Here is a 24219-nt window from a genome sequence, read left to right as displayed (position 1 = left end):
CAACATGGCACTGGTAGAAGTGAAAGTCCCGGACATCGGCGACTTCGACGAAGTGGCGGTCATCGAACTGCTGGTCAAGGTGGGCGACACGGTCAAGGCCGAGCAGTCGCTGATCACGGTTGAGAGCGACAAGGCCTCGATGGAGATCCCGTCCAGCACGGCGGGCGTGGTGAAAGAAATGCGCGTGGCGCTGGGCGACAAGGTGAAGGAAGGTTCGGTGGTGCTGGTGGTGGAAGCCGCTGGCGAGGCCGCTGCGCCGGCTCCTGCTGCGGCACCTGCCGCCGCTGCACCGGCTCCGGCCCCTGCGGCAGCCCCGGTGGCTGCTCCGGCCGCAGCGCCTGCTGCCGCGGGCCCGGTGGAAGTGCGCGTGCCCGACATCGGCGACTTCAGGGACGTCGCGGTCATCGAGGTGTTCGTCAAGCCCGGCGACAGCATCAAGGTCGAGCAGAGCCTGATCACGGTCGAGTCCGACAAGGCCTCGATGGAAATCCCGTCCTCGCACGCTGGCGTGCTGAAGGAGATCAAGGTCAAGGTCGGCGACAAGGTCAACATCGGTGACCTGCTGGCGATCCTGGAGGGTGCTGCGGGCGCCGCCGCGCCGGCGCCGGCCGCTGCAGCTCCGGTGGCTGCGCCCGCTGCGGCTCCCGCTGCCGTGGCCGCTCCGGTCGCTGCGGCGTCTGCACCCGCTGCCGCCGCACCGGCCCACAACCCCACCGCCACCCCGGCGCTGGGCCTGCCGCACGCCTCGCCGTCGGTGCGCAAGTTCGCCCGCGAACTGGGCGTGCCGCTGGACGAGGTCAAGGGCTCGGGCCTGAAGGGCCGCATCACGGCCGAAGACATCCAGTCCTTCACCAAGTCGGTCATGGCCGGCGCGGTGCAGACCAAGGCGCAGGCTGCCAAGGCACCGGCGTCGGGCGGTGGTGGCGGCTCCGAGCTGGGCCTGATCCCCTGGCCCAAGGTGGACTTCGCCAAGTTCGGACCGATCGAGCGCAAGGAGCTGGGCCGCATCAAGAAGATCAGCGGCGCCAACCTGCTGCGCAACGCGGTGATGATCCCGGCCGTCACCAACCACGACGACGCCGACATCACCGACCTCGAAGCCTTCCGCGTCTCCACCAACAAGGAGAACGAGAAGAGCGGCGTCAAGGTCACGATGCTGGCCTTCCTGATCAAGGCGTCGGTCGCCGCGCTCAAGAAGTTCCCCGAGTTCAACAGCTCGCTGGACGGCGACTCGCTGGTCTACAAGCAGTACTACCACATCGGTTTCGCGGCCGACACGCCCAACGGCCTGGTCGTGCCCGTGATCAAGGACGCCGACAAGAAGGGCGTGCTGCAGATCAGCCAGGAAATGGGTGAACTCGCCAAGAAGGCGCGCGACGGCAAGCTGGGCCCCGCCGACATGTCAGGCGCCACCTTCACCATCTCCTCGCTGGGCGGTATCGGTGGCCGTTACTTCACGCCCATCATCAACGCGCCCGAAGTCGCCATCCTGGGCGTCTGCAAGAGCCAGATGGAGCCGGTGTGGGACGGCAAGGCCTTCCAGCCGCGCCTGATGCTGCCGCTGTCGCTGACCTGGGACCACCGCGTGATCGACGGCGCTGCGGCTGCGCGGTTCAACGCGTACTTGGGCCAGATCCTCGGCGACTTCCGTCGCGTGCTGCTGTAAGAAGGGAATCTGAACATGGCACTCATGGACATCAAGGTTCCCGACATCGGCGACTTCGACGAAGTCGCGGTCATCGAACTGCTGGTCAAGCCGGGCGACACCGTCAAGGCCGAGCAAAGCCTCATCACCGTCGAGTCCGACAAGGCCTCGATGGAGATTCCCTCGTCGCACGCCGGCGTGGTCAAGGAGCTCAAGGTCAAGCTGGGCGACAAGGTCAGCGAAGGCTCGGTCGTGCTGGTGCTGGACGCGGAGGGCGCTGCGGCGGCACCCGCGCCGGCCGCGGCACCGGCGTCTGCTGCCGCGCCCGCCGCGGCTCCGGCCGCTGCGCCGGTCGTGGCCCCCACGGCCGCCAGCTTCGGCGGCTCGGCCGACATCGACTGCGACGTGCTGGTGCTCGGCGCCGGCCCTGGCGGCTATTCCGCTGCCTTCCGCGCCGCCGATCTGGGGCTCAAGGTCGTGATCGTCGAGCGCTACGCCCAGCTCGGTGGAGTCTGCCTGAACGTGGGCTGCATCCCGTCCAAGGCGCTGCTGCACGTGGCCGCGGTGATGGACGAGGTCTCGCACCTGGGCGATCTGGGCGTCGAGTTCGGCAAGCCCACGGTGAGCGTGGACAAGCTGCGCGCCCACAAGGAAAAGGTCATCGGCAAGCTGACCGGCGGCCTGGCGGCCATGGCCAAGATGCGCAAGGTCACCACCGTGCGCGGCTACGGTGCCTTCGTCGGCCCGAACCACGTCGAAGTGGAAGAGACGACGGGCACCGGCCAGGACAAGACCGGCAGCAAGAAGGTCGTGGCCTTCAAGAAGTGCATCATCGCCGCCGGTTCGCAGGCGGTTCGCCTGCCGTTCTTCCCGCAGGACGATCGCATCGTGGACTCGACCGGCGCGCTGGCGCTCAAGGGCGTGCCCAAGAAGATGCTGATCGTCGGCGGCGGCATCATCGGCCTGGAAATGGGCACGGTGTACAGCACGCTGGGCGCCCGCCTGGACGTGGTCGAGATGATGGACGGCCTGATGCAGGGCGCCGACCGCGACCTGGTCAAGGTCTGGGAGAAGATGAACAAGGGCCGCTTCGACAACATCATGCTCAAGACCAAGACGGTCGGGGCTGAGGCGACGCCCGAAGGCATCAAGGTGCAGTTCGAGGGCCTGGACGGCACGAAGAGCGAGGGCACCTACGACCTGGTGCTGCAGGCGGTGGGCCGCACGCCCAACGGCAAGAAGATCGCCGCCGACAAGGCCGGCGTGGCGGTGACCGACCGCGGCTTCATCAACGTCGACATCCAGATGCGCACCAACGTGCCGCACATCTTCGCCATCGGCGACATCGTCGGCCAGCCGATGCTGGCGCACAAGGCGGTGCACGAGGCGCATGTGGCGGCGGAAGTCATCGCCGGTGAACTGCAGGGCAACAAGGAACTGGCTGCGGCCGCCTTCAACGCCCGCGTGATCCCGAGTGTGGCCTACACCGACCCCGAAGTGGCCTGGGTGGGCCTGACCGAGGACCAGGCCAAGGCGCAGGGCATCAAGGTCAAGAAGGGCCTGTTCCCCTGGACGGCCTCAGGCCGCGCGATTGCCAACGGCCGCGACGAAGGCTTCACCAAGCTGCTGTTCGACGATTCGCCCGAGGCCCATGGCCACGGCAAGATCCTGGGCGGCGGCATGGTGGGCACCCACGCCGGCGACATGATCGGCGAGATCGCGCTGGCCATCGAGATGGGCGCGGACGCGGTGGACATCGGCAAGACCATCCACCCGCACCCCACGCTGGGCGAGAGCATCGGCATGGCGGCGGAGGTGGCACACGGGTCCTGCACGGACCTGCCTCCGAGCAAGAAGTAATTCTTGTCGTCCGCCGTCAGAATCCTGAAGGTTGGCTGCAAAGAGATCAATTCGCCCTCCGGGATCATGTGTTCCGGAGGGCGTTTTGTCGTGGGCGTCTTGCCTTGACCGCGCTGGAGGGGAAATCTTCGCGATAATTTGCTCCGCTCAGGTGAACTTTCTTATTCGTCTGAGCGCAACAGGGTGCCTGCCCGAGCACCAGAACCAACCGTGATGTATCCAATGGTGCGATTGCAAGCTGCTCATGATGTGGCACCTGGGAGTGCTGCTTGACCGATTCAGTGACACCCGTCGCGCATGTTGGCGAGGCCGCTATGGCCAACATTTCCGCCCGTGCCCGGACCGGGACGCTCTGGATCGTCATCGCCTTTGGTGGCGGGCAGATCATCCGTCTGGCATCGAACATTGCTCTGGCCTCTCTGTTATTCCAAGAAGCCTTTGCCCTGATGGCTTTGGTTGCGGCCGTGATGCAGGGTCTGGCGATGTTCTCCGACCTCGGGCTCAAGCCCAGTGTGGTGCAGAACCCGCGCGGTGACGAGCCGATCTTCCTGCAGACCGCCTGGACACTGCAGGTCATCCGGGGGGGGATCCTGTTCGTCGGTGCGACGGCCTTGGCGTGGCCCATGGCCCACATCTATGGCGCCAACGACCCGATGGCCCGCGAGCTGCTTTGGCTGATCCCGCTGGTGGCCCTTGGGGCCATCGCCGATGGCTTTCAGTCTTCGCGCATGCTCACCGCGGCCCGCCGGATGGACATCGCCAGCATGACCAAGATCGAGATCCTGGTGCAGGTGCTGAACGCGGTGCTGATGGTCGGGCTGGCATGGTACCTGCGGTCGGTGTATGCGCTGGCGATCGCAGGTGTGGTCAGCAGCGGGCTGCGGGTCTGGCTGTCGTATGCGATGTTGTCGGGGATGACCGACCGGTTCCGGCTCGACCGCGACTCGGTGAAAGCGATCTTCGGCTTCGGCAAGTGGGTGTTCCTGAGCACCATGATCTCCTTCCTGGCGCTGCAGATCGACCGTGTGCTGTTGGCTGCGATCTTCCCGCTGGCCGAGGTGGGGGTTTATTCCATCGCCACCAGCCTGTCGCTGATGGTGGCGGTGCTGGTGGGGACGCTGCAGTCCTCCATCGTGTTCCCCTGGTACTCGCGCATGCTGGACCACGGGGTGCCCCTGAAAGAGGCCTTCCGGCGCACGCGCGTGCCGCTGATGCTGGTGGTGACCTTTCTGGTGGTCTTGCTGGTGACCGGGGCCAGCAGCTTCTTCGATCTGGCCTACGACGACCGCTACGCCAAAGGAGGCGACTTCCTGCCCCTGCTGGCCATGGGCGTCTGGTTCAGCAGCCTCAGCGGCATCTACGGCGCGGCCTTCATGGCCATGGGCAAACCGCAGTGGATCGCCATCGTCAGCGCGGTCAAGGTGCTCTCGTTCCTGCTGTTCCTCGGGCTCTACCTCCAGTTCGACTACTCCATCGAGACGGCCGTGCTGGCGGTGCTCAGTGCCGAGGTGGTCACCGGGGCGACGAGCCAGTGCCTGGGCTGGAAGCTGGGCCTGCGCAATCTGCGCATGGAGAGCCTCCTGCTGTTCCTGATGATCGGAGCCTCGGCCCTGGGTTGGTGGTTCGTGCACCAACTGGCCTGGGTGGCCGGGCAGCATCCGTTCGTGCGCCTGATGCTGCTGGGACTGATGGAGGTGGCGGTGTTTGCGCCGCTGGGCCACCGGCTGGTGCTGCCCATGCTCCGGCGCTCGGTGTCCTGAGCCGCACCGAGGCGCAACATGGGGCTGGACTCACACGCGCAGACCGCCGGCCGCTGGCTTACCCGGCTGCGCGACCATCTGGCCTGGCGCTGGAGCCGGGTGCGGCGGTTGCCCGGCCTGCTTGTCAACCACTGCTTCGGCAACCTGTGGCACGACCATTGGCTCCGGCGCCGGGTGCGCACCACCGCCGGCGCATTGACGGCCGAGCGGCGCTGTGCGGTGTATGTCATGTACCCACGCCTTGGGCTGCAGGAGTCCCATGTCTCGTCGCTGGCCTACCTGGCGCGCAAGGGCTATGTCCCGCTGGTGGTCAGCAACCTGCCGCTGGCACCGCAGGAGCGCGAACGCTTGCGACCGCTGTGCTGGCGGCTGGTGGAGCGGCCCAACTACGGCTACGACTTTGGCGCCTACCGGGAGGGCGTGCTGATGGCCCTTGACGAATTGCCCAGGCTCGACCGGCTGCTGATGGCCAACGACTCCGCGTGGTTCCCGGTGCCGGCCACGGCGGACTGGCTAGCGCAGGCCGAGCCGCTGGACATGGATCTGGTGGGGGCGGTGTCCAACGACGGCTGGCTGGACTTCCTGGCGGACCCGGGCCGCGGGCGGCCCTGGGTGCCCGATGCAGGCACGCCGCAGCTGCACTACTGCTCCTTCGCACTGCTGTTCGGCGTGCGCATCCTGAAGGACCCGGGCTTCCGCAAGTTCTGGCAGGGCCTGACGCTCACGGCGGACAAGCTGGAGACGATTCGCCGTGGCGAGGTGGGCCTCAGCCGCTGGGTCATCGACCGAGGCTACCGCCACGCGGAAACGCTGGACATCACCCGGTTCGATCAGCACCTGGAGCGCATGGACGCCGCCCAGTTGCGCGAACTGGCCGCGAACCTGGTCATCCCCGAGGACACCCGGCTGCGGCAAGAACAGCAGGCGCTGACCGCGCACCCCGGGTCCGCGGCCGATCCGCAGGCGCTGCGCCGCTTCATTCTCTGGGCCACGGCCGCCACCGGGCCGGCCTATGCCTTGCCGCACTGGTCGTTGCCCGAACAGGGTTTTGGCTTTCTGAAGAAGTCGCCGATGTGGCTGAGCGGACCCACGGCGCAGATCACGGAATCACTGATCGAGCGCTACGGCGACGCGCCCATGCTCGAAGAGGCGCGTCGGCTGGCGCGCGGGGACAGGTGAACCACGTGACGCTCAGTACCCATCAGAACAAGGCGGTCGAGATCCGCTTCCAATCCGGCGCCGCATACCCGGAGCCGTTCAGGGACGTGCAGCTGGACGTGGTGTTCGTCTCGCCCGGTCAGCGGATTCTGGAGGTGCCGGCGTTCTGGCGCGGAGGAGACACCTGGTGCGTGCGGTATTCATCCGCCGAGCCCGGGGTCCATCGCTTCACCACCCGCTGCAGCGACGCGGGCAACGCAGGCCTGCATGACCAGACAGGGGTGGTCGAGGTCACGGCCTATGAGGGTGACAACCCGCTGTACCGGCATGGCGGCATCCGGGTGGCCGAGGACCGGCGGCACTTCTGCCACACCGATGGCACGCCCTTTTTCTGGCTGGGCGACACCTGGTGGATGGGCCTGTGCGGCCGCCTCTCCTGGCCGGATGATTTCCAGGCGCTGGCGCGCAACCGCAAGGAGCGCGGGTTCAATCTGATCCAGCTGGTCGCCGGTCTGTACCCGGACATGCCGCTGTTCGACGAGCGAGGTCTGAGTGAAAGCGGCTTCAGCTGGGAGCCCGACCTGGGCCGGATCAATACGGCCTTTTTTGACGAGGCGGACCAGCGGATTTTTCACCTGGTCGAGCAGGGTCTGGTGCCGTGCATTCTGGGGGCCTGGGGTTACTACCTGCCCATGATCGGTCTGGACAACATGCAGCGCCATTGGCGCCACCTCATCGCGCGCTGGGGGGCCCTGCCCGTCGTCTGGGTGGCGGCCGGCGAGCAGACCATGCCGTGGTACCTGGAAGGTCCTCTGCAGAAAGACGCCTCGCGGGCCCGGCTGCGCACGGAATGGACCGAGGTGATCCGCCAGATTCGCCGGCATAACGCCTTTGACCGCCTGATCTCCACGCACCCGGTCACCAGCGCCCGCGAATCGGTCACGGACGTGGGCTTGCTCGACTTCGAGATGCAGCAGACCGGTCACGGGCAGCCCACCTTGCACCACGCGCGGCGTGCGCAGGATGGCTGGAACGCCGAGCCCCGCATGCCGGTGATCAGCGGGGAGTCCCGATACGAAGCCCTGGATATCCACCCCACCGTCACGGCGCGCGACGCGCGCGAGGCCTTCTGGGCGCATGCGCTCGGCAGCGGCCTGGCCGGACACACCTACGGCGCCAACGGGATCTGGCAGGTCAACACCGGACAGCGACCATTCGGGCCGTCGCCGTCAGGCTCCTGCTGGGGCAACCTGCCGTGGCCGCAGGCCATGCAGTTGCCTGGCGCCCGCCACATCGGCCTGGCCCGGTCGTTCCTCGCCACCCTGCCGTGGCACGGGTTCGCGCCGCTCCCCCAGCCCGGTCGTCGAGAGCGCTTCCTGCCTCGCAGCACGCGCCTGCAACGGCTGCTGCTCAAGTTCGGGTGGCGGCCTACTTCGCCCGATCCCATCGCAGTGGGGGTGGCCGACGCCCGGTCCACGGTGCTCGCCTACACCATCGAAAACCGGGCCTTCACGCTGGATCTGAGGGGTGTGGCGGAGCCCCTGAAGGGGCGCTGGGTGGATCCGACCAGCTTCGAGACCCTTCCTGCAGACTTCGTTTTGCGAGGAACCTGCCTGAAGGCCACACCACCCGCCAGGAACGCGGCCGGCGACGGCGACTGGCTGCTGCTGTTGCAGCCGGTCAGCGAGGTGTCGTGAACACATCAAACCAACGGGTTGATCTGGTGCGCGGTGCCCTGAGGGTGGCGCTGGTGTATGCCGCGTTTGCAGGTCTGTGGATTCTGCTGTCGGACCGCGCTATGGGCTTGCTGTGGCACGACCCTGAGGCGCTGGTGCGTGCCAGCATGCTCAAGGGCTGGTTCTTTGTCGCGGTCACCACGCTGCTGCTGTACGTGCTGGTCCGGCAACTGGTCGGACAGCTTGATGCTGCCCACAGGCGCGAACAGGCCCAGGCGGAAGAAAAGGCGAGGGCGCAGGATCTGCTGACGGCCATTGCCAGAAGCTCCGGTGACGCGATCTTCGCCAAGGACGAACAGGGTCGCTACCTGCTGGTCAACGACGCCGCGGCCCGCTACATGGGCCGGCCCGCCGACGCCATGCTGGGCCAGGACGACGGTGCGGCCTTTCCTGCCGGGCAGGCGGAACAGATCAGGGTCGTCGACCGGCGGGTGCTGACGTCCGGCCGGGTGGAGACCTACGAGGAGCGCCTGGACACGGCCCAGGGGCCGCGGGTCTTTCTGACCACCAAGGGGCCGTTGCGCGATGCGCAAGGACATATCCATGGCACCTTCGGTATGGCGCGCGACGTCACAGAGCGCAACCAGGCCAAGCAGCGGCTGATCGAGTCCGAGGCCCGCTATCGCTCCTTGTTTGAAAACATGAACTCCGGTTTTGTCCTGTTCGAGTTGGTGCAGGACGGGCAGGGGACTCCGGTGGATCTGCTGATCCTCGCCGCCAACCAGCAGTTTGCAGACGTCACCGGACTCGATCCGGCCCACGTCACGGGGCAGCGGCTGACGCAGGTGTTGCCCGGCATCGAGAACGACAGGGCGGACTGGATCGGCACCTATGGAAGGGTCGCACTGACGGGTGAACCCAGGCAGTTCGAGCAGGGGTCCGAGCACCTGGGCACCTTTCTGTCGGTGTCGGCTTTCCGAGCAGGTGAGGGGCTGTGCGCGGTGACATTTCTTGATATCAGCGGCCGGCGGGCCACTGAATTGGCCCTTCACGACAGTGAGGAGCGCCTGCGCCTGGCCCTGGCCGCAGCCAGCCAGGGGCTGTACGACCTCAATCTGGAAACCGGTGAAGCCACCGTGAGTCCGGAGTACGCCGCCATGCTCGGACACGACCCGGCCGATTTCCGTGAGTCCCTGGTGTCGTGGCGCCAGAGACTACACCCGGATGACCAAGCCCGTGCCGCCAGTCTGCTGGAGGACTATCTGGCGGGTCGCGAGGAGTCCTACCGCGTCGAGTTCCGCCTGCGCACCCGGGACGGGCGCTGGAAGTGGATCCTCTCTCTGGGACAGATCGAGCAGCGGTCCGCCGATGGGCGGCCGTTGCGCATGCTGGGCACCCACACCGACATCGATGCGCTCAAGTCCGCAGAGGCCACGCTGCGGGAGATGAATGCCACGCTGGAAGCCCGCGTCTCCGAACGCACCGCCGAGCTCAGCGCCGCCAACCGGGAACTGGAAACCTTCGCCTACGCCGTCTCGCACGATCTGCGCGCACCGTTGCGCGCGCTCAGTGGCTACTCGCAGGCGCTACAGGAGGACTTTGGCGAGAGCCTCCCGGTCCAGTCCAGGGTCTATCTGGACCGGATCCATCAGGCCGCCGCACGCATGGGCGAGCTCATCGAGGGCATTCTGGCGCTGTCCAGGAGCAACCGCGGCGAGCTGCGCCACGACCGGGTGGACCTGTCCGCGCTGGCCCGCCAGAGGCTGGGGCAACTGGCCGATGAGTCGGGGCGGCGGGTGCGTGTCTCGGTCGAGAACGGGCTGGTGGTCGTCGGTGACGAGCGCATGCTGGCTTCCGTGATGACCAACCTGATCGACAACGCTTGGAAGTACACCGGCGCGACCGCAGACCCCGAGATCCGCGTGCACGCCGGCGAAGCGAACGGACTTCAGGGCATTTGCGTCACGGACAACGGTGCGGGGTTCGACATGGCCCACGCCGACCGTCTGTTCCAGCCGTTTCAACGCCTGCACCGCGAAGACCAGTTTCCGGGCATCGGCATCGGCCTGGCGACGGTGCAGCGCATCGTGCACCGCCATGGCGGCCAGATGGCTGCCACGGCCGCTCCTGGCCGGGGCGCCACCTTCTGCATCGCCTTGCCATCCACGTGAGCGCGCACCTTCTCTAATGGCTTGGCTCTCAAGAATGCGAATGCGTTTTGAGAATGAGGCCAAAGTCATGTCTCATCCAGCGCTTAAAACCTGAGAACGCTTCTCAACATTGGTTGTTCAGCGGGGCGCTCTTCCGTTGCGAACAGGCAACGGAAAACCAGGCGGTGGGCGGGTGCTGCCCCGGACGGATGTCACGGGCAAGACCCCGTGTCCCTCTGGAGCAACGCTCGCTTAAACGCACCTTAAGTCTTGCAGCCTAGCATCGACGGGTTTGTCGGATTGAACCGACCCATCCTGAGGAGCGCATGGACATGTCCACCGTGGATCTGAGCGATCGTTTTGTTTTTGACGATCCCAAGTACCGCCAACTGGCACTGGATAACGCGGAGCGGTACGCCAAGGGCGATCCATTTCCCCACATCCATTTCGACAACTTCCTGCCTCCGGATGTGGCCGAGGCGGTGCTTGCAGAGTTCCCCAAGCCCGCCGACATCGACTGGCACAACTACAACCGCCAGACCGAGATCAAGCTGGTGTGTGCCGACGAAACCCAGTTCGGCCCGGTCACCCGCCAGTTGTTCTACCAGTTCCACTCGATCCCGTTTCTGCAGTTCCTGGAGAAACTCACCGGCATCGACAACCTGATTCCCGATCCGCTGCTGCGGGGCGGCGGCCTGCACCAGATCCGCCGAGGTGGTCTCCTGAAGCTGCACGCCGACTTCAACAAGCACGACAGCACCTTCCTGGACCGCCGCATCAACGTGCTGCTGTACCTGAACAAAGACTGGAAAGAGGAGTACGGCGGGTACCTCGAGATGTGGGACAAGGATACAAAGGTGTGCGGTGACAAGATCCTGCCGGTGTTCAATCGGCTGGCGATCTTCACCACCACCAGCGACTCTTTCCACGGGCATCCCGACCCTCTGAACTGCCCGGAAGACATGACCCGCAAGTCGCTGGCGCTGTACTACTACACCAATGGACGTCCCAAGGGGGAGGCGGATGGCATCCACACCACCATCTTCAAGTCGCGGCCGGAAGAAAGCTTCTCCGGCGTGATGTGGCGCCTGGGCCAGGACTTTGCCCCTCCGGTGCTCTGGCGTACGGCGCGCCGTGTGCGTGAACGCTACTTCAAGCGCACCATACAGAAGCGCGGCTGAGTGCCTGCCTTCTTTCTGTCAGGGCGCCCAACGGGGCGCCTTTTTTTCGGGGGTGAGGCCGCGCGAGGGGCAGGAAAGAGATCTGCCAGGAGCCGGGATCAAGGGCTGCTGGTGGTGTCCGGTGCGCTGATGGGGACCCTGCGCGCGCCGTTGAATCGGGTCTGCCAGTAGGCCACACGCATGTCCTCCACCCGCACTGCACCGCCAGCGCGGGGCGCGTGGATGAACTTGCCCTCGCCTAGGTAGATGCCGACATGGCTGAATGCGCGCCTCATGGTGTTGAAGAAGACAAGGTCGCCGGGTTTGAGGTCGCTGCGGTCGATGACCTCCGTGGCCGCCGCCTGTTGGTCGGCCCGCCGGGGAAGGATCTTTCCGAAGGACTGTTCATAGACGGCCCTGACCAGGCCACTGCAGTCAAACCCGGTGTCCTCGCTGTTGCCGCCGTAGCGGTAGGGCACCCCCAGGAATCCCATTGCTCGCATCACCAGATCCGAGGCGCGTTCCCCCACGTCGCTGCGGGCCTGCTGAAGTTGTGAGCCGAGGCGGGCGATCACACCGCGTTCTTCCAGCATCCTTGCCATCTCGTCAGGCGCCTGGTCGGTGGGGGCCGCTTGGCACAAGGACCATCCGAGAAGGAGAGCAACGACGCAGAAAAAACGCATCGAAGCAGCTTACGCGAAGCCTTGCTGCCAAGTCAAGCGAGCTTTGTCGTTCAGTTGTTTGATTCTGTTGGATTTTTTGGCTTTTTTATGGCTTCGATGGGCCATCAGATGTTTGATCACTTGTACTTTGTTCGGAGGAAAGAATGCAATCTCATTGGTCTGTTGCGGTTTTGTTCTACAAAACTCATAAAAAATTGATCTATTATGTTCAGATAAATGAACTGTGTTCATATAATCGAACCATGAGCATAACCAGGCTTCGCCAAGAGAAATGTCGGTCAAATTCGATGCCATCACACCGGTCCTGAGCCCGGAGCAACTCCGCCAACAGCAGCAACGCATGGCCGATCGCCAGGCGCGGCAACAGCGCTTCGGGGACGAGCGGCGGCAGCAACTGCTGGATGTGGCCTGGGCCCTTTGGCAGGAGGCAGGCGGGCAGGGCTTCAACATGCGGCAACTGGCACAGCGCGCCGGTTACACCGCCGGAGCGCTCTACGCCTATTTCCCTGGAAGGGAGGCGATCCTGTCTGCGCTGCAGCAGCGCGTGGTACAGGAGTTGGCCGAGCTGGTGGCGGGCATCAAGGCGCCGCGCGGCGAGCGTCCGACCAGATCGCGGCGGGAAGGCGGTCCGGTGTCTTCGGTGCAAGTCGTGCAGGCGCGGGGCCTGTTCATCGAGCGCTCGGTGGCGTGGTGGGCCTGGCTGGCGGGCGATACCCAGCGGCTGCAGCTGGTCCTGCATGGCGGACACGGTCTGCCGGATGCGGCGGGCGAGACGGGCGGGCCTGCGTCGGTGTTGCTGGCCCGCCTGGCCGCTGCCCTCCAGCCCTGCCTCGAAACCCTTCAGGCGTGCGGTCTGGCGCCGGATGCCGCTCAGCAGTTGCACGACGAGGTGCTGGCCTACGGGCTGGGTCTGCTGGTGCTGCAGGGCCCCAAACGGGGAGAGGGTCAGGCGCTGATGGAAACGCGTTTTGTGCATAGCCTCCAGCGATGGATGGATGTGGCTTTGGCGGCTACCCTGCAGGATGCAGATGTGGCGGGACAGGGCGATCTCTTCTCCGCGTGATCGCACGGCGTCTGTTTGTCACAATCGCCGGTCGGTTCGCGCAGCCCGTGCGGACGGTTTCAGGATTTTTTCATGTTGCTCGAAGCTTCGGACTCCCAACTTGTTCTGGTGGACTACCAGGAGCGACTGATGGCCGCGTTGCCGGAGCGCGAGTCCGTGTTGGCGAATGCGCGCCGGCTGGCCCAGGCGGCCCGGCGTCTGCGGGTGCCGGTGTGGGGGACCGAGCAGAACCCCTCCAAGTTGGGGCAGAACGACCCGGCTCTGCGCGAGTTGTGCCAGCGCACGCTCTCCAAGATGCATTTCAGTGCCGTACCCGATGGTCTGCTGGACTGTCTGCGCCCCGCAGCCAAGGGGGGCAACGCACGCAGCCTGCCCAAACACCTCCAGAAGCCGTCTGCTGCGGCCCATCCGAGGAACACCGTGGTCCTCGCCGGATGTGAGGCTCATGTCTGCCTGCTCCAGACGGCGTTGGATCTGGTGGAAGAAGAAATGGATGTGTGGGTGGTCACCGATGCCTGCGCCTCGCGCACCGAGCGCAACCGTGATGCGGCCTTCGACAGGCTCGCGGGCACGGGCTGTGAACTGGTGACCACCGAGATGGTGCTGTTCGAGTGGCTGCGTTCGGCCGAACACCCGGACTTCCGCGAGATTCAGGCGCTGATCAAATGAGGTGTGGTCCTGGTGGGGCGCTGGCGTTGCCAGGGCCTTGTCAGTCTCCAGAAAGTCTGAGATTCATAATTATGAATTCAGTTTGATCCACCACGCAGGAGACTCACATGGGCAACCCGCAGGGCTTCGCCGCCTTTCACCAGCGCTCGATCACCGACCGCGACGCATTCTGGGCCGAGCAGGCGCAGCTGGTGGACTGGCACAAGCCGTTTGATCGTGTCTGCAACTATGACAACCCGCCGTTTGCCCGCTGGTTCGAGGGTGGCCTGACCAACCTCTGCCACAACGCAGTCGATCGCCATCTGAAGGACCGGCCGGACCAGAACGCGCTGATCTTCGTGTCGACGGAGACCAGCATCGAGAAGACCTACAGCTTCCGCGAACTGCACACCGAGGTGCAGCGCATGGCCGCCATCCTCCAGGCGCAGGGCGTCAAGAAAGGCGACCGTGTCCTGATCTACATGCCGATGATTCCCGAGGCTGCATTCGCCATGCTGGCCTGCGTCCGTATCGGTGCCATCCACTCGGTGGTGTTTGGTGGTTTCGCCAGCCACTCTCTGGCGAGTCGCATCGAGGACGCTTCGCCGGTGGCCATCGTGAGCGCAGACGCCGGTTCGCGCGGCGGCAAGGTGGTCGAGTACAAGCCGTTGCTGGACGAGGCCATCCGGCTGTCGTCTCACAAGCCGCACAGGGTGGTGATGGTCAACCGTGGCCTGGCTGCCTTCACCGCGGTCGAAGGTCGGGACATCGACTATGCGACCGAGCGCGCCAAGGTCATGGACGCGCTCGTGCCCTGCGAGTGGGTCGACGCGACACATCCCAGCTACACGCTCTACACCAGCGGCACCACCGGCAAGCCCAAGGGCGTGCAGCGCGACACCGGTGGCTACGCGGTGGCCCTGGCCGCGTCGATGAAGCACATCTACATGGGCGAGCCCGGGGAGACCTATTTCTCCACCAGCGACATCGGCTGGGTGGTCGGCCACAGCTACATCATCTATGGCCCGCTGATCGGTGGCATGGCGACCATCATGTACGAAGGTCTGCCGATCCGCCCGGACGCCGGTATCTGGTGGAGCCTGGTCGAGAAATACAAGGTGTCGGTGATGTTCAGCGCACCGACGGCGGTGCGCGTGCTCAAGAAGTACGATTCTTCGTTTATCAAGAAATACGATCTGTCCTCGCTCAAGGCCCTGTTCCTGGCTGGTGAACCGCTGGACGAACCCACCGCCAAATGGATCTCCGACGAACTGGGCAAACCCATCGTCGACAACTACTGGCAGACCGAGACCGGCTGGCCGATCCTGGCGATCTGCAACGGGGTCGAGAAGGCGCCGAGCAAGTTCGGCTCACCGGGCAGGGCGGTCTATGGCTACAACGTCAAGCTGCTCGACGACCAGACCGGCGAAGAACTGGAGGGCGGTGACGTCAAGGGCGTGGTGGCCGTCGAGGGTCCGCTGCCCCCGGGCTGCATGCAGACCATCTGGGGCGACGATGCGCGCTTCGTCAAGACCTACTGGTCGAGCGTGCCGGGTCGTCAGGTCTACAGCACCTTCGACTGGGGCATTCGCGACCAAGACGGTTACTACTTCATCCTCGGTCGCACCGACGACGTGATCAACGTGGCGGGGCACCGCCTGGGCACGCGCGAGATCGAAGAAAGCATCTCCAGCCACCCGAAGATCGCCGAGGTTGCGGTGGTGGGCGTTGCCGACCAGCTCAAGGGACAGGTGGCCATGGCGTTCGCCGTGCTCAAGGACACCTCGCTGTTTGGCGATGAGGCAGTACTGCTCAAGCTCGAGGGCGAGGTCATGAAGCTGGTGGACGAGCAACTCGGTGCGGTCGCCCGTCCGGCCCGTGTGCGCTTCGTGAGCGTACTGCCCAAGACCCGCAGCGGCAAGCTGCTGCGCCGGGCCATCCAAGCGGTTTGCGAGGGGCGCGACCCGGGCGACCTGACCACCATGGACGATCCGGCTGCGCTGCAGCAGATCAAAGACATGCAATCCTGATCCCTGTTTTTTCCTGCTCAAAATAAGAGGCGCCCTTGTGGCGCCTTTTTTTGAACTCCTGGGTGTATGAAAGGTGTCGGTTTGTCCGAGCTTGTCAGTATCATGCATGCTTATATTGACAACCTTGTGGTGAGCCATGGAGCAAATGATCGGGGCGGATGCCCAAACCGAGAAAGTCCGGGTGTTCGAATTGGCGGCAGAGTTGTTCGGAGTGCTCGCCACGCCGATGCGGCTGCGCATCCTCAGCGCGCTGTGCGACAGGGAGAAGTCGGTCTCGCAGCTGCTGCAGGAAATCCAAACCACACAGCCCAATTTGTCCCAGCACCTGAACCTGCTGTACCGCGCCGGCGTCTTGGCCAAGCGCAAGGAAGGCACACAGGTGATCTACCGAGTGCAGAGCGAGAAGGCAGTGACGCTGTGTCGCACCGTGTGCACGCAGATCGCCATCGAGATGGACGAACCCAGTGCCGTGCCGGCGTCCGAGCGGCTGTCCCCGCGCGTAGGCGCCTGAATTCCAACGGCTGACGGTGTGGGCGGTCTCTTCGCCAGCAAGCAACATCCTGCGCCACTTTCCTGAGCTGGTATGCAATTCCCCTGGCATTTCATTTGCCGGGGTGGGCTCGTGGTGGCACAATCTCGGGCTGCAGTCAGGTCCTTCCAAAGTCACTGTCGCATCCGCCAACCGGTTCAGCCGTGTCGCGGAAGGTTGTTTTAACCAGCTAATGTTTCCCTGAGGGAAACGGAGGTCAGCGGATCAATGAGCGAGACGAACGTCTACGTTGCCTACAAGGGCAACTCGTATCTCTTCGGGGGCAACGCCCCTTACGTCGAAGAGATGTACGAAAAATACCTGGAGAACCCGGGCAGCGTGCCAGACAACTGGCGCGGCTACTTCGATGCCCTGCAGCACGTGCCTGCGGTTGATGGCACCGATGCCCGCGATGTTCCCCACCAGCCCGTCATCAACGCCTTCGCCGAGCGCGCCAAGCAAGGCGGTACCAAAGTCGTCGTGGCCGCAGGTGCCGACTCCGATCTGGGTCGCAAGCGCGTGGCCGTGCAGCAGCTCATTGCCGCTTACCGCAACGTTGGTTGTCGTTGGGCCGACCTGGACCCGCTCAAGCGCACCGAGCGCGAGCACATTCCCGAACTCGATCCCTCGTTCTACGGTTTCTCCGACGCGGACTTCGAAACTGTTTTCAACACGAGCAACACCTATTTCGGCAAGGAAGTCATGTCCTTGCGCGACCTCATCAACGCGCTGCGCGAGACCTACTGCAGCAGCGTCGGTGCGGAATACATGTTCATCAGCGACCAGGCCCAGAAGCGCTGGTGGCAGGAAAAGCTGGAGTCGATCCGCTCAAAGCCGTCGTTCAATGCCGAGAAGAAGAAGCACATCCTGGACCGCCTGACGGCGGCCGAAGGCCTGGAGCGCTTCCTGCACACCAAGTACGTGGGCCAGAAGCGCTTCTCGCTCGAAGGTGGCGAAAGCTTCATCGCGGCCATGGACGAGCTGATCCAGCAGGCCGGCGCACAGGGCGTGCAGGAAATCGTGATCGGCATGGCCCACCGCGGCCGCTTGAACGTGCTGGTCAACACCCTGGGAAAGATGCCCAAGGACCTGTTCGCCGAGTTCGACCACACCGCGCCCGAAGAGCTGCCCGCCGGTGACGTGAAGTACCACCAGGGCTTCAGCTCCGACGTGACCACCCTGGGCGGTCCGGTCCACCTCTCGCTGGCGTTCAACCCCTCCCACCTGGAAATCGTGAACCCGGTGGTCGAAGGCTCGGTGCGCGCCCGCATGGACCGCCGCGGCGACCCGCTGGGCAAGCAGGTGCTGCCGGTGCTGGTGCACGGCGATGCCGCCTTTGCCGGCCAGGGCGTGAACCAGGAAACCCTGGCGTTGGCCGCAACCCGTGGCTATACCACGGGCGGCACGGTGCACCTGATCATCAACAACCAGATCGGTTTCACCACCTCCGACCCGCGCGACCTGCGTTCCACGCTGTACTGCACGGACATCGTCAAGGGCGTCGAGTCGCCGGTGCTGCACGTCAACGGCGACGATCCGGAAGCCGTGGTGCTGGCGACCCAGCTGGCGCTGGAATACCGCATGACCTTCCGCAAGGACGTGGTCGTGGACATCATCTGCTTCCGCAAGCTGGGCCACAACGAGCAGGACACCCCGAGCCTGACCCAGCCGCTGATGTACAAGAAGATTGCCCAGCACCCCGGCACGCGCAAGCTGTATGCCGACAAGCTGGCCGCGCAAGGTCTGGGCGAGTCGCTGGGTGACGACATGGTCAAGGCCTACCGCGCCGCCATGGACGCGGGCAAGCACACGGTCGATCCGGTGCTGACCAACTTCAAGAGCAAGTACTCGGTCGACTGGTCGCCCTTCCTGGGCAAGAAGTGGACCGATCAGGCCGACACCGCGATTCCGCTGGCCGAGTGGAAGCGCCTGGCCGAGAAGATCACGACCATTCCCGCCACCGTGACCCCGCACCAGCTGGTCAAGAAGGTGTACGACGACCGCGCCGCCATGGGCCGTGGCGAGATCAACGTCGACTGGGGCATGGGCGAGCACATGGCCTTTGCATCGCTGGTCGCGTCGGGCTACCCGGTGCGCCTGTCGGGCGAGGATTGCGGCCGCGGTACCTTCACGCACCGCCACGCCGTGATCCACGACCAGAACCGCGAGAAGTGGAACGAAGGCACCTACGTGCCGTTGCAGAACGTGGGCGAGGGCCAGGCCCCGTTCGTGGTGATCGACTCGATCCTGTCCGAAGAAGCGGTGCTGGGCTTCGAATACGGCTACGCGGGCTCCGACCCGAACACGCTGGTGGTCTGGGAAGCCCAGTTCGGCGACTTCGCCAACGGCGCCCAGGTGGTGATCGACCAGTTCATCGCTTCCGGTGAAGTCAAGTGGGGCCGCGCCAACGGCCTGACGCTGATGTTGCCGCACGGTTACGAAGGTCAGGGCCCCGAGCACAGCTCGGCCCGCGTCGAGCGTTTCATGCAGCTGGCGGCCGACACCAACATGCAGCTGTGCCAGCCCACCACGGCCAGCCAGATCTTCCACCTGCTGCGCCGCCAGATGGTGCGCAACCTGCGCAAGCCGCTGGTGATCTTCACGCCCAAGTCCCTGCTGCGCAACAAGGACGCGACCTCGCCGCTGTCCGAGTTCACCAAGGGTGGCTTCCAGACCGTGATCCCGGAGCAGAACGAGGCCGTGATCAAGAAGGCCGACAAGGTCAAGCGCGTGATCTGCTGCTCGGGCAAGGTCTACTACGACCTGGTCAAGAAGCGCGAGGAAAAGGGCGCCGACGACGTGGCCATCATCCGCGTTGAACAGCTCTACCCGTTCCCGCACAAGGTGTTCGGCGCCGAACTCAAGAAGTTCCCGAACGCCACCGACATCGTGTGGTGCCAGGACGAGCCGCAGAACCAGGGGGCCTGGTTCTTCGTGCAGCACCAGGTGCACGAGAACATGCTGGAAGGGCAGAAGCTCGGTTACGCCGGCCGCGCTGCCTCGGCCTCGCCGGCCGTGGGGTACGCCCACCTGCACCAGGACCAGCAGAAGGCCCTCATCGAGGCCGCCTTCGCCAAGCTCAAGGGCTTCATCCTCACCAAATAAACGTTCCGGCGCTGTGAGCCCCGCGCCCCGGCCTTCCCGTGCCGGGGCAGCCCTTGGGCCGCGCCCCTCGAAACATTCCAGGTAGAACAAACATGGCAATCGTAGAAGTCAAGGTTCCGCAGCTCTCCGAATCCGTGGCCGAGGCCACCCTGCTGCAGTGGAAGAAAAAGGTCGGCGAAGCTGTCGCCGCTGATGAGATCCTGATCGAGATCGAGACCGACAAGGTCGTGCTCGAGTGCCCGGCACCTGCTGGCGGCGTGCTGGTCGAGATCGTGCAGGGCGACGGCGCGACCGTCGCCGCCGATCAGGTCATCGCCAAGATCGACACCGCCGCGGTGGCGGGAGCCGCCGCTCCGGCCGCTGCACCCGCTCCAGCGGCGGCTGCACTTGCACCGGCTGCTGCTGCAGCCTCTGTGGCGGCAGCTTCCGCCAGCAAGGCCGGTGTGGCCATGCCCGCAGCCGCCAAGCTGATGGCCGACGCAGGCATGGCGCCCGGCTCCGTGGCCGGCACAGGCAAGGACGGTCGCGTCACCAAGGGCGACGTGCTGGCCGCTGCCAGCGCGCCCAAGGTCGCGGTCGCAGCACCCGCCGCCATCCCCACCGGCGCGCCCACCAAGGTGCTGCCGCAAGTGGCGGTGGTCGCGCCCGACCTGGGTGACCGTCCGGAAGAGCGCGTGCCGATGACGCGTCTGCGCGCCCGCGTGGCCGAGCGCCTGCTGCAGTCGCAGTCGACCAACGCCATCCTGACCACCTTCAACGAGATCAACATGGCCCCGGTCATGGAGATGCGCAAGAAGTTCCAGGAGAAGTTCGAGAAGGAACACGGCGTCAAGCTCGGCTTCATGAGCTTCTTCGTCAAGGCTGCGGTGCACGCCCTCAAGAAGTTCCCGATCCTCAACGCTTCGGTCGACGGCAACGACATCGTCTACCACGGCTACTTCGACATCGGCATCGCTGTCGGTTCGCCGCGCGGTCTGGTGGTGCCCATCCTGCGCAATGCCGACCAGATGAGCTTCGCCGACATCGAGAAGAAGATCGCCGAATTCGGCCAGAAGGCCAAGGACGGCAAGCTGGGCATCGACGACATGACCGGTGGCACCTTCTCCATTTCCAACGGCGGTACCTTCGGTTCGATGATGTCCACTCCCATCATCAACCCGCCGCAGTCCGCCATCCTGGGTGTGCATGCCACCAAGGACCGCGCCATGGTCGAGAACGGCCAGGTGGTGGTGCGTCCGATGAACTACTTCGCCATGTCCTACGACCACCGCATCATCGACGGCCGCGAAGCCGTGCTGGGTCTGGTGGCGATGAAGGAAGCGCTGGAAGACCCGGCCCGTCTGCTGTTCGACATCTGATCGACCAGTGACTTTGCAGACGCCCCTTCGGGGGCGTTTGTCCAACCCCATTTCTGGAAAAGAACATGTCTCAAGCATTTGACGTCGTCGTGATCGGTGCCGGCCCCGGCGGCTACATCGCCGCCATCCGTGCAGCCCAGCTGGGCTTCAAGGTCGCGTGCATCGACGAATGGAAAAACGCGGCCGGCGGCCCCGCCCCTGGCGGCACCTGCACCAACGTCGGTTGCATCCCGTCCAAGGCCCTGCTGCAGTCCAGCGAGCACTTCGAGCACGCCAACCACCACTTCGCCGACCACGGCATCAGCACCGGCAAGGTGACGATGGACGTGGCCAAGATGGTGGGGCGCAAGGACACTGTCGTGAAGCAGAACAACGACGGCATCCTCTACCTGTTCAAGAAGAACAAGGTCACCTTCTTCCACGGCCGCGGTTCCTTCGTGGCCGCTGCCGAGGGCGGCTACCAGGTCAAGGTGGCCGGTGCCGCCGAAGAGGTCATCACCGGCAAGCAGGTTGTGATCGCCACCGGCTCCAACGCCCGTGCGCTGCCCGGTGTGCCGTTCGACGAAGAGAACATTCTGTCCAACGACGGTGCGCTGCGCATCGGCGCCGTGCCCAAGAAGCTCGCCCTGATCGGCTCCGGCGTGATCGGCCTGGAAATGGGCTCGGTCTGGCGCCGCCTGGGTGCTGAGGTCACCATCCTTGAAGGTCTGCCAACCTTCCTGGGGGCGGTGGACGAGCAGATCGCCAAGGAAGCCAAGAAGGCCTTCGACAAGCAGGGCCTGAAGATCGAGCTGGGCGTGAAAGTCGGCGAGATCAAGACCGGCAAGAAGGGTGTGAACGTCGCCTACACCAACGCCAAGGGCGAAGCGGTGTCGCTGGACGCCGACAAGCTGATCGTCTCGATCGGTCGCGTGCCCAACACCATCGGCCTGAATGCAGAGGCCGTGGGCCTGCAGCTGGACGAACGCGGTGCCATCGTCGTCGACGGCGACTGCAAGACCAACCTGCCCGGCGTCTGGGCGGTGGGTGACGTGGTGCGTGGCCCCATGCTGGCGCACAAGGCGGAAGAAGAGGGTGTGGCAGTGGCCGAGCGCATCGCCGGCCAGCACGGACACGTCAACTTCAACACCATTCCCTGGGTCATCTACACCAGCCCGGAAATCGCCTGGGTTGGCCGCACCGAACAGCAGCTCAAGGCGGACGGCGTGGCGTACAAGGCGGGCACCTTCCCGTTCCTGGCCAACGGTCGCGCGCGCGCGCTGGGCGATACGACCGGCATGGTCAAGTTCCTGGCCGACGCCAAGACGGACGAGATCCTGGGTGTGCACATCGTGGGCCCGATGGCGTCCGAGCTGATCTCCGAAGCCGTGGTGGCCATGGAGTTCAAGGCCAGCGCCGAGGACATCGCCCGCATCTGCCACGCGCATCCTTCGCTGTCGGAAGCGACCAAGGAAGCGGCCCTGGCCGTGGACAAGCGCACCCTGAACTTCTGATCCGGGTTCGCTCTTGTCGGTCCGCGCCACCTACGAAGCCGAGCTGAAGCAGCGCGGCTACACCACCGACCCTGCCCAGCAGCGTGCCATCGACGCGCTGGAGCGGTGCGCCCTGGAGTGGACGAACTACAAGCAGAAGCGCTCGAATGCGCTCAAGAAGATGTTCGTCCATCCCGAGATTCCGCGCGGGGTCTACATGTTCGGCGGGGTGGGGCGGGGCAAGAGCTTCCTGATGGACTGCTTCTTCAACGCGGTCCCGATCCGGCGCAAGACGCGGCTGCACTTCCATGAATTCATGCGGGAAGTGCACCGCGAACTGCGCGATTTGCAGGGCACGGTCAACCCACTGGACGAGCTGGGTCGACGCATTGCCGAGCGCTACAAGCTGATCTGCTTCGACGAATTCCATGTGGCGGACGTGACCGACGCCATGATCCTGCACCGCCTGCTGGACGCGCTGTTCAAGGCAGGGGTCGGATTTGTCACCACCTCCAACTTCCATCCGGACGGCCTCTATCCCAACGGCTTGCACCGCGATCGCATCCTGCCGGCCATCGAACTGCTCAAGCAGAAGCTCGAAGTCATCAATGTCGACAACGGCACCGATTACCGTCAGCGTACGCTGACGCACATCGAGCTCTACCACTGTCCGCTGGGCGAAGCCGCCGATACAGCGATGGACAAGACCTTCGGTGAGCTGGCCGAAGCGCATGACGAAGACCCGGTGATGCACATCGAGTCGCGCGAGATCCAGTCCAAGCGGCGGGCCGGTGGCGTGATCTGGTTCGACTTCAAGACACTGTGCGGCGGGCCGCGCTCGCAGAACGACTACCTGGAAATCGCCACCCAGTTCCACACGCTGCTGCTGTCCAACGTGCCGCAGATGGCGGTTCGTCAGGCCTCCGAGGCGCGCCGCTTCACCTGGCTGATCGATGTGCTCTACGACCGTCGGGTCAAGCTGGTGATGTCGGCTGCAGTTCCGCCCGAACAGCTGTACACCGATGGCCCTATGGCACATGAATTCCCCAGGACGGTGTCGCGTCTGGGGGAGATGCAGTCGGCCGAATACCTGGCGCTGGCGCACCGGACCGTCGACACCGGGCTGACCTGATCAGCCCCGGCTGACGGCGAGCGCCGATCAGGTCAGCGGGTCGAGCTTGACAATGGTGAGCGACAGGTTGTCGCCCATGCCCTTGGCCCGCGACCGGGCCTTCTGGATCAGAAACTCACAGGCTTCACGGGGCGTGAGCATGGCCACCGTGCTGGCCAACTCGTCCGGCGTGAAGTAGTGCCAAACACCATCGCTGCAGGCCATGATCGCGTCGCCGGGGCCCAGCTGCGGGACCACGTGAAGGTCCACCGGCGGATCGCTGTCGGTGCCCAGGCAGCCCATCAGGATGTTCGAGTGCGGGTGGTCCAGCGCCTCTTCCTCGCTGATCTCCCCCTGGTTCACCAACGACTGCACGTAGGAGTGGTCCATCGTGCGGAACACCATCTTGCCGTTGCGGAAGTGGTAGATCCTTGAGTCGCCCGCGTGTACCCAGTGGCTGCTGCCGCTGGGAGTGAGCAGGAACGCGGCAATCGTGCTATGGGGCTCTTGCTCGGCCGACACAGCGGTGAGCTTGATCACGAGGTGAGACTCTTCCACGACCTGGCGCAACATGGCGGCCGCATCGTCGGTGTCCGGGTCGTAGCGCTCGAACAGCTGGCGCGAGGTCAGCATCACCTGGTCCGACGCTTTTCGCCCTCCGCTTCGGCCACCCATGCCATCGGCCACCACCGCCAGCAGGCAACCGCTTTCGCGAGGATGGTGCAGCAGGCAGACCTGATCCTGCTGGTAGTCACGGTCACCGCGGTGGATGCCGGTGGACGCATGGATGCGATAGCCTTTGGTCATGGGA

General features: G+C 65.0%; 17 protein-coding genes. 15 read left to right on the top strand and 2 right to left on the bottom strand.

Annotated elements, in window-relative coordinates:
- Positions 1-4: 4 nt before the first annotated feature.
- From aceF to RCO38_RS19270, 7 genes are all read left to right on the top strand, one after another.
- Positions 5-1666: a dihydrolipoyllysine-residue acetyltransferase gene (aceF, locus tag RCO38_RS19300; protein ID WP_308330066.1), complete on the top strand. Its 1662-nt coding sequence runs from the start codon at positions 5-7 to the stop codon at positions 1664-1666.
- Positions 1667-1681: 15 nt separating this feature from the next.
- Positions 1682-3505, top strand: coding sequence for a dihydrolipoyl dehydrogenase (lpdA, locus tag RCO38_RS19295; protein WP_308330065.1), 1824 nt, complete (start codon positions 1682-1684; stop codon positions 3503-3505).
- Positions 3506-3819: 314 nt separating this feature from the next.
- Positions 3820-5265, top strand: coding sequence for an oligosaccharide flippase family protein (locus tag RCO38_RS19290; protein WP_308330064.1), 1446 nt, complete (start codon positions 3820-3822; stop codon positions 5263-5265).
- Positions 5266-5283: 18 nt separating this feature from the next.
- Positions 5284-6444, top strand: coding sequence for a rhamnan synthesis F family protein (locus tag RCO38_RS19285; RefSeq protein WP_308330063.1), 1161 nt, complete (start codon positions 5284-5286; stop codon positions 6442-6444).
- 5 nt (positions 6445-6449) lie between these two features.
- A complete protein-coding gene (locus RCO38_RS19280) occupies positions 6450-8120 on the top strand; it encodes an apiosidase-like domain-containing protein (protein ID WP_308330062.1) in 1671 nt (556 codons plus the stop codon).
- Positions 8117-10270: a PAS domain S-box protein gene (locus RCO38_RS19275; protein ID WP_308330061.1), complete on the top strand. Its 2154-nt coding sequence runs from the start codon at positions 8117-8119 to the stop codon at positions 10268-10270. The genes RCO38_RS19280 and RCO38_RS19275 overlap by 4 nt, the downstream gene beginning before the upstream one ends.
- Positions 10271-10581: 311 nt before the next feature.
- Positions 10582-11430, top strand: coding sequence for a 2OG-Fe(II) oxygenase (locus tag RCO38_RS19270; RefSeq protein ID WP_308330060.1), 849 nt, complete (start codon positions 10582-10584; stop codon positions 11428-11430).
- Between the two features lie 98 nt (positions 11431-11528).
- Here RCO38_RS19270 and RCO38_RS19265 read toward each other — a convergent pair whose 3' ends face one another.
- Entirely contained in the window at positions 11529-12092 is a 564-nt protein-coding gene (locus RCO38_RS19265; protein ID WP_308330059.1) for a C40 family peptidase, read from the bottom strand.
- Between the two features lie 271 nt (positions 12093-12363).
- Between RCO38_RS19265 and RCO38_RS19260 the strand changes: the two genes are divergently transcribed.
- From RCO38_RS19260 to zapE, 8 genes are all read left to right on the top strand, one after another.
- Positions 12364-13155, top strand: coding sequence for a TetR/AcrR family transcriptional regulator (locus tag RCO38_RS19260; RefSeq protein ID WP_308330058.1), 792 nt, complete (start codon positions 12364-12366; stop codon positions 13153-13155).
- 72 nt (positions 13156-13227) lie between these two features.
- Positions 13228-13824: an isochorismatase family protein gene (locus RCO38_RS19255; RefSeq protein WP_308330057.1), complete on the top strand. Its 597-nt coding sequence runs from the start codon at positions 13228-13230 to the stop codon at positions 13822-13824.
- A 107-nt stretch (positions 13825-13931) separates the two neighbouring features.
- Entirely contained in the window at positions 13932-15833 is a 1902-nt protein-coding gene (locus tag RCO38_RS19250; RefSeq protein WP_308330056.1) for a propionate--CoA ligase, read from the top strand.
- Between the two features lie 136 nt (positions 15834-15969).
- The gene (locus RCO38_RS19245; RefSeq protein WP_308330055.1) at positions 15970-16344 is read left to right on the top strand and encodes an ArsR/SmtB family transcription factor; all 375 of its coding nucleotides are present in this window, start codon (positions 15970-15972) and stop codon (positions 16342-16344) included.
- 246 nt (positions 16345-16590) lie between these two features.
- The gene (locus RCO38_RS19240; protein WP_308330054.1) at positions 16591-19467 is read left to right on the top strand and encodes a 2-oxoglutarate dehydrogenase E1 component; all 2877 of its coding nucleotides are present in this window, start codon (positions 16591-16593) and stop codon (positions 19465-19467) included.
- Positions 19468-19559: 92 nt separating this feature from the next.
- On the top strand, positions 19560-20825 hold the full coding sequence (gene odhB, locus RCO38_RS19235; RefSeq protein ID WP_308330053.1) for a 2-oxoglutarate dehydrogenase complex dihydrolipoyllysine-residue succinyltransferase: 1266 nt from the start codon (positions 19560-19562) through the stop codon (positions 20823-20825).
- 65 nt (positions 20826-20890) lie between these two features.
- On the top strand, positions 20891-22318 hold the full coding sequence (gene lpdA / locus RCO38_RS19230) for a dihydrolipoyl dehydrogenase (RefSeq protein WP_308330052.1): 1428 nt from the start codon (positions 20891-20893) through the stop codon (positions 22316-22318).
- A 13-nt stretch (positions 22319-22331) separates the two neighbouring features.
- Positions 22332-23429, top strand: coding sequence for a cell division protein ZapE (zapE, locus tag RCO38_RS19225; protein WP_308330051.1), 1098 nt, complete (start codon positions 22332-22334; stop codon positions 23427-23429).
- Between the two features lie 27 nt (positions 23430-23456).
- Here the strand turns inward: zapE and RCO38_RS19220 are convergent, their stop codons facing one another.
- Positions 23457-24215, bottom strand: coding sequence for a PP2C family protein-serine/threonine phosphatase (locus RCO38_RS19220; RefSeq protein ID WP_308330050.1), 759 nt, complete (start codon positions 24213-24215; stop codon positions 23457-23459).
- Positions 24216-24219 lie beyond the last annotated feature (4 nt).

Source organism: Hydrogenophaga pseudoflava, from assembly GCF_031020795.1.
In the GTDB taxonomy this organism is placed as follows: domain Bacteria; phylum Pseudomonadota; class Gammaproteobacteria; order Burkholderiales; family Burkholderiaceae_C; genus Hydrogenophaga; species Hydrogenophaga pseudoflava_A.
This window is presented reverse-complemented; position numbering and strand designations above follow the sequence as displayed.

Bases quoted from the DNA above. Each gene is read 5' to 3' on its own strand.
- aceF (WP_308330066.1), top strand. From the start codon at position 5: ATGGCACTGGTAGAAGTGAAAGTCCCGGACATCGGCGACTTCGACGAA.
- lpdA (WP_308330065.1), top strand. From the start codon at position 1,682: ATGGCACTCATGGACATCAAGGTTCCCGACATCGGCGACTTCGACGAA.
- RCO38_RS19290 (WP_308330064.1), top strand. From the start codon at position 3,820: ATGGCCAACATTTCCGCCCGTGCCCGGACCGGGACGCTCTGGATCGTC.
- RCO38_RS19285 (WP_308330063.1), top strand. From the start codon at position 5,284: ATGGGGCTGGACTCACACGCGCAGACCGCCGGCCGCTGGCTTACCCGG.
- RCO38_RS19270 (WP_308330060.1), top strand. From the start codon at position 10,582: ATGTCCACCGTGGATCTGAGCGATCGTTTTGTTTTTGACGATCCCAAG.
- RCO38_RS19265 (WP_308330059.1), bottom strand. From the start codon at position 12,092: ATGCGTTTTTTCTGCGTCGTTGCTCTCCTTCTCGGATGGTCCTTGTGC.
- RCO38_RS19260 (WP_308330058.1), top strand. From the start codon at position 12,364: ATGTCGGTCAAATTCGATGCCATCACACCGGTCCTGAGCCCGGAGCAA.
- RCO38_RS19255 (WP_308330057.1), top strand. From the start codon at position 13,228: ATGTTGCTCGAAGCTTCGGACTCCCAACTTGTTCTGGTGGACTACCAG.
- RCO38_RS19250 (WP_308330056.1), top strand. From the start codon at position 13,932: ATGGGCAACCCGCAGGGCTTCGCCGCCTTTCACCAGCGCTCGATCACC.
- RCO38_RS19245 (WP_308330055.1), top strand. From the start codon at position 15,970: ATGGAGCAAATGATCGGGGCGGATGCCCAAACCGAGAAAGTCCGGGTG.
- RCO38_RS19240 (WP_308330054.1), top strand. From the start codon at position 16,591: ATGAGCGAGACGAACGTCTACGTTGCCTACAAGGGCAACTCGTATCTC.
- odhB (WP_308330053.1), top strand. From the start codon at position 19,560: ATGGCAATCGTAGAAGTCAAGGTTCCGCAGCTCTCCGAATCCGTGGCC.
- lpdA (WP_308330052.1), top strand. From the start codon at position 20,891: ATGTCTCAAGCATTTGACGTCGTCGTGATCGGTGCCGGCCCCGGCGGC.
- RCO38_RS19220 (WP_308330050.1), bottom strand. From the start codon at position 24,215: ATGACCAAAGGCTATCGCATCCATGCGTCCACCGGCATCCACCGCGGT.